Origin of the sequence: Kosakonia radicincitans DSM 16656 (assembly GCF_000280495.2) — a bacterium.
Classification (GTDB): domain Bacteria; phylum Pseudomonadota; class Gammaproteobacteria; order Enterobacterales; family Enterobacteriaceae; genus Kosakonia; species Kosakonia radicincitans.
Genome location: NZ_CP018016.1, coordinates 3,764,865 through 3,778,605 on the forward strand (window position 1 = coordinate 3,764,865; position 13,741 = coordinate 3,778,605).

15 protein-coding genes are annotated in these 13,741 nt (G+C 55.0%); 4 read left to right on the forward strand and 11 right to left on the reverse strand.

Annotated features, from left to right (window positions below):
- Positions 1–86: 86 nt before the first annotated feature.
- The 7 genes from potI to nfsA all read right to left on the reverse strand — a co-directional run bounded on the left by potI (position 87) and on the right by nfsA (position 6,906).
- Positions 87–941, reverse strand: a complete 855-nt coding sequence (gene potI / locus Y71_RS18210; protein WP_007374092.1) for a putrescine ABC transporter permease PotI — start codon at positions 939–941, stop codon at positions 87–89.
- Positions 938–1,891: a putrescine ABC transporter permease PotH gene (gene potH / locus Y71_RS18215; protein ID WP_007374091.1), complete on the reverse strand. Its 954-nt coding sequence runs from the start codon at positions 1,889–1,891 to the stop codon at positions 938–940. Before potH ends, potI begins: the two co-directional genes overlap by 4 nt.
- A 9-nt stretch (positions 1,892–1,900) precedes the next feature.
- Positions 1,901–3,034: a putrescine ABC transporter ATP-binding subunit PotG gene (gene potG / locus Y71_RS18220; RefSeq protein WP_007374090.1), complete on the reverse strand. Its 1,134-nt coding sequence runs from the start codon at positions 3,032–3,034 to the stop codon at positions 1,901–1,903.
- A gap of 140 nt (positions 3,035–3,174) precedes the next feature.
- A complete protein-coding gene (gene potF, locus Y71_RS18225; RefSeq protein WP_007374089.1) occupies positions 3,175–4,287 on the reverse strand; it encodes a spermidine/putrescine ABC transporter substrate-binding protein PotF in 1,113 nt (370 codons plus the stop codon).
- Between the two features lie 351 nt (positions 4,288–4,638).
- Positions 4,639–5,124 carry a type III secretion system chaperone family protein gene (locus Y71_RS18230; RefSeq protein ID WP_007374088.1) on the reverse strand — a complete coding sequence of 162 codons (486 nt, stop codon included), beginning with the start codon at positions 5,122–5,124 and terminating at the stop codon, positions 4,639–4,641.
- Between the two features lie 84 nt (positions 5,125–5,208).
- Positions 5,209–6,111, reverse strand: coding sequence for a 30S ribosomal protein S6--L-glutamate ligase (gene rimK / locus Y71_RS18235; protein ID WP_007374087.1), 903 nt, complete (start codon positions 6,109–6,111; stop codon positions 5,209–5,211).
- A 72-nt stretch (positions 6,112–6,183) separates the two neighbouring features.
- Entirely contained in the window at positions 6,184–6,906 is a 723-nt protein-coding gene (nfsA, locus tag Y71_RS18240; protein WP_007374086.1) for an oxygen-insensitive NADPH nitroreductase, read from the reverse strand.
- A 177-nt stretch (positions 6,907–7,083) separates the two neighbouring features.
- On the opposite strand from nfsA, the gene Y71_RS18245 reads away from it, so the two are divergent.
- Complete coding sequence (locus tag Y71_RS18245; protein ID WP_007374085.1) at positions 7,084–7,347, forward strand: GrxA family glutaredoxin; 264 nt, start codon at positions 7,084–7,086, stop codon at positions 7,345–7,347.
- Between the two features lie 33 nt (positions 7,348–7,380).
- Here the strand turns inward: Y71_RS18245 and ybjM are convergent, their stop codons facing one another.
- Positions 7,381–7,740 (reverse strand): inner membrane protein YbjM, encoded by a 360-nt coding sequence (gene ybjM, locus Y71_RS18250; RefSeq protein ID WP_035885882.1) that lies wholly within the window; start codon positions 7,738–7,740, stop codon positions 7,381–7,383.
- A gap of 274 nt (positions 7,741–8,014) precedes the next feature.
- On the opposite strand from ybjM, the gene Y71_RS18255 reads away from it, so the two are divergent.
- Positions 8,015–9,700: an aspartate:alanine antiporter gene (locus Y71_RS18255; protein ID WP_035885883.1), complete on the forward strand. Its 1,686-nt coding sequence runs from the start codon at positions 8,015–8,017 to the stop codon at positions 9,698–9,700.
- A 240-nt stretch (positions 9,701–9,940) separates the two neighbouring features.
- Here Y71_RS18255 and Y71_RS18260 read toward each other — a convergent pair whose 3' ends face one another.
- The gene (locus tag Y71_RS18260; protein WP_007374082.1) at positions 9,941–10,930 is read right to left on the reverse strand and encodes an alpha/beta hydrolase; all 990 of its coding nucleotides are present in this window, start codon (positions 10,928–10,930) and stop codon (positions 9,941–9,943) included.
- Positions 10,890–11,147 (reverse strand): hypothetical protein, encoded by a 258-nt coding sequence (locus Y71_RS30090; protein ID WP_007374081.1) that lies wholly within the window; start codon positions 11,145–11,147, stop codon positions 10,890–10,892. The genes Y71_RS18260 and Y71_RS30090 overlap by 41 nt, the downstream gene beginning before the upstream one ends.
- Positions 11,148–11,194: 47 nt before the next feature.
- Here Y71_RS30090 and Y71_RS18265 point away from each other — a divergent pair, with 47 nt between their 5' ends.
- Positions 11,195–11,944 (forward strand): 2-phosphosulfolactate phosphatase, encoded by a 750-nt coding sequence (locus tag Y71_RS18265; protein WP_007374080.1) that lies wholly within the window; start codon positions 11,195–11,197, stop codon positions 11,942–11,944.
- Here the strand turns inward: Y71_RS18265 and Y71_RS18270 are convergent.
- Entirely contained in the window at positions 11,915–12,457 is a 543-nt protein-coding gene (locus Y71_RS18270; RefSeq protein WP_007374079.1) for a TetR/AcrR family transcriptional regulator, read from the reverse strand. The genes Y71_RS18265 and Y71_RS18270 overlap by 30 nt on opposite strands.
- 79 nt (positions 12,458–12,536) lie before the next feature.
- On the opposite strand from Y71_RS18270, the gene Y71_RS18275 reads away from it, so the two are divergent.
- A complete protein-coding gene (locus Y71_RS18275) occupies positions 12,537–13,739 on the forward strand; it encodes an MFS transporter (RefSeq protein WP_007374078.1) in 1,203 nt (400 codons plus the stop codon).
- The last annotated feature ends 2 nt before the right edge of the window (positions 13,740–13,741 follow it).

Consider the following 13,741-nt stretch of genomic DNA (forward strand, 5'->3'; position numbering starts at 1 on the left):
GGTTTTCTTAAAGAAGCCCAATCCTGTGATTTCCCTGTGAAAAAATGCCGCGACAAGCGCGGCATCAGCGACACAATTTCCCGATTTTAATGAGAATGATCTTGTCTTGCACGCTGGATATCGCGAATCCGCTGCTTTTCCGTGCGCGCCATCAGATACCAGGCGATTAAACCAACAATCCCGACCACGCCAAGGATCAGCGTCGCCAGCGCGTTGATTTCCGGGTTCACCCCCATGCGCACACTGGAGAAGACCAGCATCGGCAACGTTGTCGCGCCCGGCCCGGAGACAAAGCTGGCGATCACCAAATCATCCAGCGACAGCGTAAAGGCCAGCAGCCAGCCGGAGATCACCGCAGGCATGATCATCGGCAGCGTAATAACAAAAAAGACTTTCAGCGGTGTGGCGCCCAGATCCATCGCCGCCTCTTCAATCGAGCGATCGAGTTCACGCAGGCGTGAGGAGATCACCACCGCCACATAAGCAGTACAGAACGTGACGTGCGCCAACCAGATGGTTAACATCCCGCGATCCGAAGGCCAGCCAATCGCATGCCCGAGGGCGACAAACAGCAGCAGCAGCGACAGACCGGTAATCACATCCGGCATCACCAGCGGCGCAGTGATCATAAAAGCAAAACCGTTGGAACCACGGAAGCGGCCAAAACGCACCATCACAACAGCGGCTATGGTGCCGAGGATCGCCGCCATGGTGGCCGCACAGGCGGCAATGGTCAGGCTTAAACCCACCGCGCTCATCATCGCATCATCATGGAACAGTTCGCCGTACCAGCGCGTTGACCAGCCCGCCCATACCGTGACCAGCTTCGAACTGTTGAACGAGTAGATCACCAACATCAGCATTGGCGCATACAGGAATGAGAACCCAAGCACCAGAATCAGGATACGCCACGGCGATCGCACTACCGGTAAGTTGTTCATGCGTGATCCCCCGCCTGTTTCTGCTGATGTTTGTGGAACCACATGATCGGCACAATCAGCAACAACAGCATGATCACCGCCACCGCAGAAGCCACCGGCCAGTCGCGGTTATTAAAGAACTCCTGCCACAGCACGCGCCCAATCATAATGCTGTCCGGGCCTCCAAGCAGTTCCGGGATCACAAACTCCCCCACCGCCGGGATAAACACCAGCATCGACCCGGCGATAATCCCGCCTTTGGTCAGCGGCACAATCACGCTGAAGAAGGTTTTCAGCGGTCGCGCGCCGAGATCCAGCGAGGCTTCCACCAGCGAATAGTCGATACGCGTTAACGCGGTATAAATCGGCAGCACCATAAACGGCAGATAGGCGTAAACGATGCCAATATAGACCGCCAGGTTGGTGTGCAGAATATTCAGCGGCTGATCGATAACGCCCAGCCACATCAGGAAGTTATTCAGCACGCCGTTGCTTTTCAAAATGCCCATCCACGCGTACACGCGGATCAGGAACGAGGTCCACGACGGCAGAATCACCAGCAATAGCAGAATATTGCGCGTTGACGGCTTACTGTGCGCCACCGCCCAGGCCAGCGGATAACCAAGCAGCAAACAGCACAGCGTGGAAATCGCCGCCACTTCCAGCGATTGCAGGTACGCCTCGATATAGAGCGGATCGTCGGTCAGTTGCAGGAAGTTGCCGATATTCAGCGTGACCGTAAGCTGGCTGTCGGCCCACTCAATCAGATCGGTATACGGCGGGATCTGGCGCGCCATCTCTGCAAGGCTGATTTTGAAGACAATCAAAAACGGCAGCAGAAACAGCAAAATAAGCCAGACATAGGGCAGCGCAATCACCAACTTACGCCCGTGGCGCATCTGCATACGCGCCAGCCACAGTGTTAAACCGCCCGGTTTTTCAACGCGGGCCGGCGGCTCCAGTGTACTCATCACCGCTCCTTAAACCGTCAGAACCACACAACTATCGGCATCCCAACAGAGACGAACTTCGTCGCCCCAGGTTGGCGCGCCTTTACGGTAGCGATGCGCGTTTTGCAACTGGGCGCTGATCATCTGCCCGCTTTGCACACGCACGTGATAAATAGAAAGGTCGCCAAGGTAGGCAATATGCACCACTTCGCCGACGGCAAAGTTGTAGCCATCGGCTGGCGGCTCGTCGCAGAGCATGATTTTTTCCGGGCGCAGCGCCACGTACACCGGCACGTTGTCCACCACCGATGCATCCGGATCGACCTTCAGCGGATGCACCAGCCCAGGAGATTCGACCACCAGGCCATCATCCTGACGCTCTTTCAGCAACCCTTCGAAGACATTGACCGAGCCGATAAATTCAGCGCTGTAGCGGGTGGTCGGATGCTCATAAATCTCTTCCGGCTCGCCAATCTGCACGAATTTACCACGGTTCATGATGGCGATACGGCCAGCCATGGTCATCGCCTCTTCCTGATCGTGCGTTACCATTACGCAGGTCACGCCAACGCGCTCGAGGATATCCACCACTTCCAGTTGCATGCGGTCGCGCAGTTTTTTATCCAGCGCGCCCATCGGTTCATCCAGCAGCAGCAATTTCGGGCGTTTCGCCAGACTGCGCGCCAGCGCCACGCGCTGACGTTGCCCGCCGGAAAGCTGATGCGGCTTACGTTTGGCGAACTCGCTCATATGCACCAGATTGAGCATCTCCGCCACGCGGCTGGCAATTTCCGCTTTCGGCAACTTGTCCTGTTTCAGCCCGAACGCGATGTTCTGTTCAACCGTCATATGCGGGAACAGGGCATAAGACTGAAACATCATATTGATGGGGCGCAGATATGGCGGCACGTGCGCCAGATCGACGCCGTCGAGCATAATTTGCCCCTGCGTTGGCTGCTCAAAACCGGCCAGCATACGCAGCAAGGTCGATTTGCCGCAGCCGGACGCGCCTAGCAGTGCAAAAATTTCGCCTTTGTAGATAGTGAGGCTGACATCATCAACGGCATGCTGGCCGTCAAACGATTTGGTCAGATTGCGGATTTCAAGCAGCGGCGTCAGATCCTTGCGGCTCTTCGCCTGCGGGCGGGGAATAGCGTCGTTCAATCCAGTGCTCTCCGGCATAAACATCACCCTGTTTCAACAGGTTGACTTACAAATGGCTGAACAGAGGCGCAGTACCTCTGTCCAGCTTTGGGGCAATCGCACCATGTTGGTGCATTCAAATCACCGGTCAGGTAATTGATTTACTTGCCGCTTTTAACTTTAGTCCATGCGCGGGTTCTTACGCGGTCAATCTTCGGATCCTGGACTTTCAGCGTAAACAGTTTGGCGAAGACATCCGGCGGCGGGAAGATTGCCGGATTGTTACGCACTTCTTCGCTGATCAGTGGGACAGAGGCTTTGTTGCCGTTCGCGTAGAACACGTGATCGCTGATATGAGCAATCACATCCGGGCGCATCAGATAGTTAAGGAACTGATAAGCCTCATCTTTATTTTTCGCATCAGCAGGCATCGCGAAGACGTCAAAGAATGCCAGCGCGCCCTCTTTCGGAATGGTGTAGGTCACGTTGACGCCGTTTTTCGCTTCTTTCGCGCGGTTAGCGGCCTGCCATACGTCCCCTGCCCAACCAATCGCCACGCAGATGTCGCCGTTAGCCAGATCGTTGATGTATTGCGAAGAGTGGAAATAACGGATATTCGGACGCAGCTTCAGCAGCAAATCCGTTGCCGGACCGGTGTAATCATCCGCTTTGTTGCTGTTCGGATCTTTGCCGAGGTAGTTCAGCACGGTGGCAAAAATCTCTTCCGGCGCATCGAGGAAAGAGACGCCGCAGCTTTTCAGTTTTTCCAGGTTTTCCGGCTTCAGCACCAGATCCCAACTGTTCACCGGCGCATCTTTGCCCAGGGCAGCTTTAACTTTATCGATGTTATAACCAATACCGGTGGTCGCCCACAGGTACGGCATGGCGTATTTGTTGCCCGGGTCATGCTTGGCAACCATTTTCAGCACGTCTGGATCGAGGTTCTTCCAGTTTGGCAGCTTGCTCTTATCCAGCGGCTGGAACACGCCGGCTGCCAGCTGGCGCTCAAGGAAGCTTGCCGACGGCACCACCAGGTCGAAGCCGGTGCTGCCCGCCATCAATTTGCCTTCCAGCACCTCGTTGGAGTCAAACACGTCATAAACGACTTTAATACCGGTTTCTTTTTCGAAATTTGCGACGGTGTCCGGCGCAATATAATCAGACCAGTTGTAAACATGCAGCGTCTTTTGCTCGGCTGCGAGCGTGCTGGCAGAGACAGCCATCAACGCACCCGCGACAAGACCTGATACCCATTTTTTGCTCAAGGCGGTCATATCTCATTCCTTCTGGAAAAGCCCGTTAACATACGAACCAAATGTACGCATTTTAAGGTATGCAAGAATCATGCATATTTTGTCACTCTGCACAGCCTCGGAGGAGAAAACTCTTCCGGCAGACACCGCATGCTGTTGTAAGCAGCGCAAGAATAACTGTAGCCAGGGTTTGAGGCTATAGGTCAGATTAAAAAACGCGGTTTATCAATTTTTTATGCAGGATCTGTCTATGGGATAAGCCTTCACCGCCGGAATTGCGGTGAATAGTTCTTTAAAGAAAGGTTAAAAGCAGAATAAAAATATTTATTTTGCAGCCGCGCTGGCAGCGACTGCATGAATTGCGGCAAAGAGTCAGTGGAGAAAATTGCGCGTTGCGTCGCCCATGACGGCCTCTTCCTCGCTGTCTGTCGCAAGAAACAGCAGCTGGTGCGCGTTGGCTTCCATAATCACCATAGAAATCTGCTCCTCGCTCTGGCGCATAAACCAGGCGAACTGCTCGAAGGTGACTCCCGGCCCAACGCATAAAGACTGACATACCACCAGCTTCGGCAGATTATCATCCTGAATATCGAGAAACGCTTTTACGGTCAACGAACTGGCGTTAATGGCAGAGAGATCCGCTGACAGCGCCAGCAGCGCCGAAGGTTTAACTTCCGCCATCGCCGTAAACAGCATGATGTCATTAACCAGGTCAAGTTTCGCATCGAACACGCCATCAAAATTTTGCATATGCGGCAGGTGCAGCGCCTGACAGTTATCACACTCAAAAAAAGTGATGCCCAGTTCGTCGAGCCAGTGACGAAGCGTGTCCAGACCAGGAACGACGAGTGAATCCATAACGTAATACTCTCTTACTGAAAAAATTACCCATAGCTTACGCAAAAAGCACGGCAAGCACCATTAATAGCGCAGGGAAATGCCCTAGCCGCCTGTTTTCAGGCAAAATCCAGGCGTTGCCTGACGCTCAATCCACTGGATCATTCGCCCGGCGATATCGATGCCGGTGGCCTTTTCGATGCCTTCCAGCCCCGGCGACGCGTTCACTTCCATCACCAGCGGCCCGCGACTGGCGCGCAGAATATCCACGCCCGCCACATCCAGCCCCAGAGTATGCGCAGCAGCCAGCGCGATTTCGCGTTCGCGCGGCGTGATGTTGGCGACAGTCGCCTGCCCGCCGCGGTGCAGGTTGGAGCGAAAATCCCCCTCTTTCGCCCGGCGTTCAATGGCCGCAACCACTTCATTGCCGACAACAAGACAGCGGACATCGCACCCTTTGGCTTCGGCGATAAACTCCTGCACCAGGATATGCGCATTCAGGCCGCGAAACGCGTCAATCACGCTTTCTGCCGCCTGGCGGGTTTCCGCCAGCACCACGCCAATCCCCTGCGTGCCTTCCACCAGCTTTACCACCAGCGGCGCGCCGCCGACCATATCGATCAGATCGCTGGTGTCATCCGGCGAATGCGCAATACCGGTCACCGGTAAATCGATCCCCTGGCGTGCCAGCAGTTGCAGCGAGCGCAGTTTATCTCTGGCGCGGGTAATGGCGACGGATTCATTGAGCGGATAGCTGCCCAGAATTTCAAACTGGCGCAGCGCAGCCGTACCGTAAAAGGTAATGGCGGAGCCAATGCGTGGGATCACCGCATCAAAATGCGGGAGCTGACGCCCTTTATAGTGAATGGACGATGCCGCAGGGCTGATATTCATGTAACAGGAGAGTGGATCGAAAATTTCGACCAGATGGCCGCGCTGCGTAGCCGCTTCGCGCAGGCGTTTACATGAATAGAGCGTTCCGTCCCGGGACAATATGGCAATTCTCACCCTGCACCTCGCTAAAAAGAGCCGTTAAAGCTCGCGTATCATACACGCAGCGAAGAGCAGGATGAACGGGAATTAGCGTGTTGCCCATCCCTGTTTATGCAAATAATCGAGAATAAAAGGACGATTCTCTTTAATCAGCGTGCGACGGATATGATCGCTCCACGTATCGCGGCGCGTATTGCTGCCACGCGTCAGATAGTAGTTAGCGATCTCTTCGTCATACTGCGCCAGCACATCGCGATCCAGCGGCTGATAATGGTTTTCATGCACCAGCAGCGACGCTGGCATCCGCGGTTTTAACCCCGGATCGTCCGCCGGCCAGCCAAGGCACAGGCCAAACAGCGGCAGCACATGTTTTGGCACCTGTAACAGTTCACCCACCGCTTCGATATTGTTACGAATCCCGCCGATATAAACACCGCCAAGCCCCAGAGATTCCGCAGCCGTAAAGGCGTTTTGCGCCATCAGCGCGGTATCCACCACACCCAGCAGCAGCTGTTCCGCAAGACCGGGTTTCGCTTCCGGGCTGATCTCAAAGTTACGATGGAAATCCGCGCAGAACACCCAGAACTCAGCCGCCTGAGCGACATGCTGCTGCCCGCCGGTCAATGTCACCAGTTGCTCACGCATCGCCCTATCGGTTATCCGAATAATCGAGCTGCATTGTAAAAAGCTGGAGCTGGAGGTCGCCTGCGCGCTGGCGATAATCGCTTCACGCTGCTCCTGTGTGACTGGTTGATCGGTAAAGTGGCGAATGGAACGATGGGCGCACAGCAAGTCAATCGTTGGTGTCATGATGAAGAATCCCCGTATAAACAAGACCCCGAGTATAGGACAGAGACACAGGATCGCAGTAAACCGAAATTGTCCTGAAAGGTTGCAGAGATTAATGCAACAGGCAAAACCTGCTTTCCAACAGGCCGGGGGTTGGTCATGATAGCGACCATTAACCTTCAGGTTTAAGGAGAGAGTATGTTTGCTGTAATTTTTGGCCGCCCGGGCTGCCCGTACTGCGTGCGCGCAAAAGAACTGGCAGAAAAACTGACTGCCGAACGTGATGATTTCAACTATCGCTATGTCGATATTCACGCAGAAGGAATCACGAAAGCCGATCTGGAAAAAACCGTCGGTAAACCGGTAGAAACCGTACCGCAAATTTTCCTCGACCAGCAACACATTGGCGGCTGCACTGATTTTGAAGCCTACGCCAAACAGCATTTCGGCCTGTTTGCATAACGATCCGACGCCCGCCCCCACTTTCGGGGGCGTTTAGTGCCTGAACATCCTGCCCACAAACAGACACGCCAGACCGCCAATCCCACACCAGAACACCGCGCTGAACAGCCAGGCCAACTCCTGCCAGACCGAACGCGACGGCAGCAGAAACAGATGAATCAGTACATAGCAGAATGGTAGCGCCAGTAGCGCACCCAGCAACGCAATAACCACCCGGCGACGACGGGCAACAAGGCCGCTGGCAATACCGGGCAATATAAAAAACAACAAACCTGTTTCGGGTTTACCAGAACCGGGTAAATCCCCTTTCATGCTTACAACCAAAGAAAGGCATACCGCAATAAAGAGTAGAAAACTACAAATAACACCGAGCCGACGTCGCCTGAGCTTCAAACAATCCTCCTGACTCTCTATCACACACCAGTTCGTTCAAAAGAATGTCCGGACAGATAAAGGGTGACGGCAATCCATACCTGAAATGGCCAGGCCGTAAACACGCGATTCTCACTAGCCGTTGTAATCTAATCCGATTAAACTATCGCCCTGTTTTTGTTTTGCGAAGAATGCATGGTGCAAGACCGCTTTTTAATGCCAGCGCACATTCAAAACACTAGCTCAAATAACCATTCCTTTCAACAACTTACAAGTAAACAAGAAGTTAGCCTCCGTGAATATAAACGTCGCAGATTTGTTAAACGGGAATTACATACTGTTATTGTTTGTCGTACTGGCACTCGGCCTTTGTCTTGGTAAATTACGTCTGGGTTCGGTACAACTCGGTAATTCCATTGGCGTTTTAGTCGTTTCGTTATTATTAGGTCAACAGCATTTCAGCATAAACACAGATGCATTAAATCTTGGCTTTATGCTGTTTATTTTTTGTGTGGGTGTTGAAGCCGGTCCCAACTTTTTTTCGATTTTTTTTCGCGACGGTAAGAATTATCTGATGCTCGCGCTGGTATTAGTTGGCAGTGCGCTATTAATTGCTTTAGGGCTGGGAAAATTGTTCGGCTGGGATATTGGCCTCACCGCCGGGATGCTGGCAGGTTCGATGACCTCAACCCCGGTTCTGGTCGGCGCTGGCGATACACTGCGCCATGCTTCGATGGAGAGCGGTAATCTTGCCAGCGCGCTGGATAACCTCAGCCTTGGCTACGCGTTAACCTACCTGATTGGTCTGGTCAGCCTGATTTTCGGCGCGCGTTATTTGCCGAAGCTGCAACACCAGGATCTGCAAACCAGCGCCCAACAGATCGCTCGCGAACGCGGCCTCGATACCGATGCCCATCGCAAAGTGTATCTGCCGGTGATCCGCGCTTACCGCGTCGGGCCGGAGCTGGTGGCCTGGGCCGACGGCAAGAACCTGCGCGAGCTGGGGATCTATCGCCAGACCGGTTGTTATATTGAGCGTATTCGCCGCAACGGTATTCTCGCCAGTCCGGACGGTGACGCGGTGCTGCAAATGGGCGATGAGATCTCGCTGGTCGGTTACCCGGACGCACATGCACGCCTCGATCCCAGTTTCCGCAACGGTAAAGAGGTGTTCGATCGCGATCTGCTGGATATGCGCATCGTGACGGAAGAAGTAGTGGTGAAGAACCACAATGTGGTTGGCCGCCGTCTTGCACAGTTAAAACTGACCGATCACGGTTGCTTTCTTAACCGCGTGATCCGTAGCCAGATTGAGATGCCGATCGACGACAATATCGTGCTCAATAAAGGCGACGTGCTGCAAATCAGCGGCGATGCCCGCCGGGTGAAAACCATTGCCGACCGTATCGGCTTTATCTCGATTCACAGCCAGGTGACCGATCTGCTCGCCTTCTGCGCCTTCTTTATTGTTGGCCTGATGATCGGCATGATCACCTTCCAGTTCAGCTCGTTCAGTTTTGGCGTGGGTAATGCCGCCGGTCTGCTGTTTGCCGGTATCATGCTTGGCTTCCTGCGTGCGAACCACCCGACGTTCGGCTATATCCCGCAGGGTGCGCTGATGATGGTGAAAGAGTTTGGCCTGATGGTGTTTATGGCCGGTGTCGGCTTAAGCGCCGGTAGCGGCATTGGTCATGGTCTGGGCGCCGTCGGCGGGCAGATGCTGATTGCCGGGTTGATCGTAAGCCTCGTTCCGGTGCTGATCTGTTTCCTGTTCGGCGCTTACGTGCTGAAAATGAACCGCGCTCTGCTCTTTGGCGCGATGATGGGCGCACGTACCTGCGCGCCCGCCATGGAGATCATCAGCGATACCGCGCGCAGCAATATCCCGGCGCTGGGCTACGCCGGAACCTACGCGATTGCCAACGTGTTGTTAACCCTGGCGGGGACGCTGATTATCATCATCTGGCCGGGACTCGGATAACTCCTAAGCTGAAAAATATTTCAGTTATGCGCAGAACTTTTTTCTGGGGTGTCAGTCATAACTAGTGCCACTGCTTTTCTTTGATGTCCCCATTTTGTGGAGCCCATCAACCCCGCCATTTTGGTTCAAGGTTGATGGGTTTTTTGTTGCCTGGAATTCACTCCCTAAGACATTCAGCCCTGCTCTGCGGATTTCGTTTTCTGAAATCACACCGCGCTCCGGTGGCCTTTATTACTCCGCTTACAGGTTACTATCTTTACCGCTTGCCGCTTTACCTTCACCGTTAGGCGCGCCCAGTGTCTGCTTGAACCATTCGACCACCGTTTTGATCACCGCAGGCTGGAACCAGGAAATATCGCCATGCTCCGCGCCCCTGACCAGAATGTATTTCGCCTTGTCATGTTTCTCTTTCAGCGCATTGTAAAGCTGCGCGCTCTGCTCCGGCGACACCAGCGTGTCGGCGCTGCCGTGCATGATAAGGAACGGTGGCTCATTACCGCTGATATGCCCCATCGGGCTGGCATTCAACGCTTTTTGTTTATCGCTGTCGATGGTCGCGCCGGGGAAATTCCTGAACGCCGCGCCGTTCACCAACAGCGATTCGGTGACCGCCGGGGAACGATGCACTTGCTGGATCTCTTGCGGGAATCCTTCACCGATATTCAGCAAGTTTGAAATGCCATATAACGTCGCAACCGCCTGCACTGCCGACGATTGATCGGTGTTATCGCCGGTATCGAAGGTTTTTAGATTGTTGGTGGTGCCGAGCATCTGAGCCAGCCAGCCACCAGCAGAATCCCCCAACACACCGATTCGTTGCGGATCGATGTTGTACTCCTTCGCATGTGCGCGCAAATAGCGCACTGCGGCTTTACCATCTTCCAGCGGCGCCGGGAAAGTATTCGGTACAACACGGTACTCCGCCGCGGCGACAACAAACCCCGCTTCCGCCAGCGCCATACGCATTTCAATAAATTTATCGTAATCAGCGGAAGTAAAACCGCCTCCGGGAAAGTAGACGATAGCTGGTTTCAGCGCGCTGGTGCGCGGAACCAGTAGCGACATGTTTAACTGGCGAACGGAACGCACATTCCGAATCTGGCTGTAAACGATATTGCTCAGTAAATCGATCTGCCCGCGGGATTTTTCAACATTAATAACCTCCGCGCCGGGCGTATTACCCGCCAGCTCATGGCTGGCAGCCAATGCAGAACCCGAAATACTCGCCATCAGAAACCACCCCGCTACCGTGAATCGACCTCGCATTATGCACCTCTCCATTCTCATTAAAAAAATAAGCGAGAGTGGGCAAAGCGGGAATGGTCGACACAAACGTTACCAGCGATTTTTTTAACGTCAAACCCAATAAGCGAATGAAATTCATCTGAATTTTAGATGAATATATGCAGACCTTTTCCAGAGAAATCGCCAGCGGATTGTTTTTCATCGCGCGATTCTGCTTTATTACTGAACCACAACTCACAGAGGCCTCCCATGATGAGCAACGCCTGGTTCAACCAAAACCCGTTTGACGTGCGGCTGGAGTGGGGGTTAGCGGCAGCGGAACATCTGGCGCACGAAGCCGATTGCGTGGTGATTGTCGATGTGATGTCGTTTTCCACCTGCGTCAGCCTGGCAAATGATAACGACGCACTTATCTATCCATGGCCGTGGAAAGATGACAGCGCGCTGCGCTACGCCCAGGAGAATGGTGCCGATGTCGCCAGTTTCGAGCGCACGTTCAGCGGCGAGCGCTATACGCTCTCACCCACTTCATTGCGCGATATTCCCGCCGGGCACCGGCTGGTGCTGCCCTCGCCGAACGGTTCGACGATCGCCTTCAAAGCGCGCGACTGTGGCGCGGCGGTATTTAGCGGCTGCTTTCGTAACCGGACCGCCACCGCACAGGCTTGCGCCGGTTTTCAACGTATTTTGCTGATCCCGGCCGGAGAGCGCTGGCCGGATGGTAGCCTGCGCCCGGCGGTAGAAGATTATCTGGCGGCGGGAGCGATTATTGCCGCCCTCGGCAAACGCCATCTTTCGCCGGAAGCACAAGCCGCAGCCGCGGCATTTCGTGAAAGCAGCCTCGCTGATTTGCATCACTGCGCCTCAGCAAGAGAGCTTCAGGAGCGAGGTTTTGCCCGCGATGTCGCGCTGTGCCTGGCGCTGGATGCCAGCCGCCGCGCCTGCCGGTTGCAGGATAACGCATACCGCTCAGAGCCCGGCGATCCGGCCAATTATTAGGCGGATCTCTTCGCGGCTCAGCGGTTGCCTGTCGGTCACAAAGTGCAGCGTCATCCCTTCGATAAAGGCGTCCAGTGCGCGCGCCGTGCTCGGATCAAACCAGCGTTCAAGGGTTGTCTGGCTGGAGCGCATCCAGTTTTGCATCACGCTTTTCAGCACCGGCTGGCGGCTCATAAAGGCGTAAAGCTGGTACATCAGTTCCATATTGCGCGCGGTGGTAACCTGCGCGCCGTAAATCAGATCCGTGACCGCATCACAGGCCCGCGCCGGGCTATCAACACCGTCAAAGAAAGCGGCGTACTGCGCCGACATCTGCCCGGTAAAACGGCTGAATGCCTCTTCCAGCAGCGCGTCAATGCCGGAGAAATAGTAGGTCATCGAGCCGAGCGGCACATCCGCACAGCTGGCGATTTTGCGGTGGGTTACCGCCTGGATGCCGCATTCGGCGATGGTGTCCAGCGTCGCTTCAAGAATGCGGTCGCGCCGCTGCGGGTCGTTCGGTCGTCGTGCCATAGATCCTCTCACTGATTATGTACAAATGTACACTTCCTTGCTAGTGTTGTCTCACCTTTTCATTTTCCGACGTGAAGTTATGACCGTAATTGCCTCCCGCAATGCCCTGCGCAACCGTCTATGGGCGCTGTTTACTTTCTTTTTTCTGCCCGGATTACTGATGGCCTCCTGGGCAACGCGTACGCCTGCAATCCGCGATATTTTGTCCGTCTCGACAGCGGAAATGGGCGGCGTGCTGTTTGGCCTGTCGATCGGTTCGATGAGCGGCATTCTCTCTTCCGCGTGGCTGGTTAAACGCTTCGGCGCGCGCAAAGTGATCCGCGCCAGCATGTCCTTTTCCGTGCTCGGCATGATGATCCTCAGCCTCGCGTTGTGGGTCGCTTCACCGCTGCTGTTTGCCCTCGGGCTGGCCGTGTTCGGCGGTAGCCTCGGCGCGGGCGAAGTGGCGATGAATATTGAAGGCGCGGTGGTTGAACGTGAAATGAATAAAACCGTGCTGCCGATGATGCACGGTTTTTACAGTTTCGGCACGCTGGTCGGCGCAGGGATCGGCATGACGCTAACCGCACTCGGCCTCACCGCCAATGTGCATATTCTGCTGGCGGCGCTGGTGGCGATTGTGCCGATTATCCTGGCGATTGCTGCTATTCCGGATGGCACCGGCAAAAACTCCGCAGAAGAGAACGCGCAAGGGAAGAAGGGAATCCCCTTCTGGCGCGATAGCCAATTGTTGCTGATTGGCGTGGTGGTGCTGGCGATGGCGTTTGCGGAAGGCTCCGCCAACGACTGGTTGCCGCTGCTGATGGTGGACGGTCACGGTTTTAGCCCCACTTCCGGCTCACTGATCTACGCCGGTTTCACCCTCGGTATGACCGTTGGCCGTTTTACCGGCGGCTGGTTTATCGACCGCTACAGCCGCGTTGCGGTGGTTCGCGCCAGCGCATTAATGGGCGCGCTGGGGATTGGTTTGATTATCTTTGTCGACAGCGCCTGGGTGGCAGGCGTGTCGGTGATTTTGTGGGGGCTTGGCGCATCGCTTGGCTTCCCGCTGACCATCTCAGCCGCCAGCGATACCGGCCCGGACGCCCCTACCCGCGTTAGCGTGGTAGCGACCACCGGTTACCTGGCCTTTCTCGTCGGCCCGCCGCTGCTCGGTTTTCTCGGCGAGCACTACGGCCTGCGCAGCGCCATGCTGGTGGTACTCAGTCTGATGCTGATTGCCGCGCTGGTCGCTCGCGCCGTGGCAAAACCGGTTCCGGAAGCACAAGCGGAAACCTGTTAACA

Coding starts and splice junctions, on each gene's coding strand:
- potI (WP_007374092.1), bottom strand. CDS start 941: ATGAACAACTTACCGGTAGTGCGATCGCCGTGGCGTATCCTGATTCTG.
- potH (WP_007374091.1), bottom strand. CDS start 1,891: ATGAGTACACTGGAGCCGCCGGCCCGCGTTGAAAAACCGGGCGGTTTA.
- potF (WP_007374089.1), bottom strand. CDS start 4,287: ATGACCGCCTTGAGCAAAAAATGGGTATCAGGTCTTGTCGCGGGTGCG.
- Y71_RS18230 (WP_007374088.1), bottom strand. CDS start 5,124: ATGGATTCACTCGTCGTTCCTGGTCTGGACACGCTTCGTCACTGGCTC.
- nfsA (WP_007374086.1), bottom strand. CDS start 6,906: ATGACACCAACGATTGACTTGCTGTGCGCCCATCGTTCCATTCGCCAC.
- Y71_RS18245 (WP_007374085.1), top strand. CDS start 7,084: ATGTTTGCTGTAATTTTTGGCCGCCCGGGCTGCCCGTACTGCGTGCGC.
- Y71_RS18260 (WP_007374082.1), bottom strand. CDS start 10,930: ATGGCGAGTATTTCGGGTTCTGCATTGGCTGCCAGCCATGAGCTGGCG.
- Y71_RS30090 (WP_007374081.1), bottom strand. CDS start 11,147: ATGAAAAACAATCCGCTGGCGATTTCTCTGGAAAAGGTCTGCATATAT.
- Y71_RS18265 (WP_007374080.1), top strand. CDS start 11,195: ATGATGAGCAACGCCTGGTTCAACCAAAACCCGTTTGACGTGCGGCTG.
- Y71_RS18270 (WP_007374079.1), bottom strand. CDS start 12,457: ATGGCACGACGACCGAACGACCCGCAGCGGCGCGACCGCATTCTTGAA.
- Y71_RS18275 (WP_007374078.1), top strand. CDS start 12,537: ATGACCGTAATTGCCTCCCGCAATGCCCTGCGCAACCGTCTATGGGCG.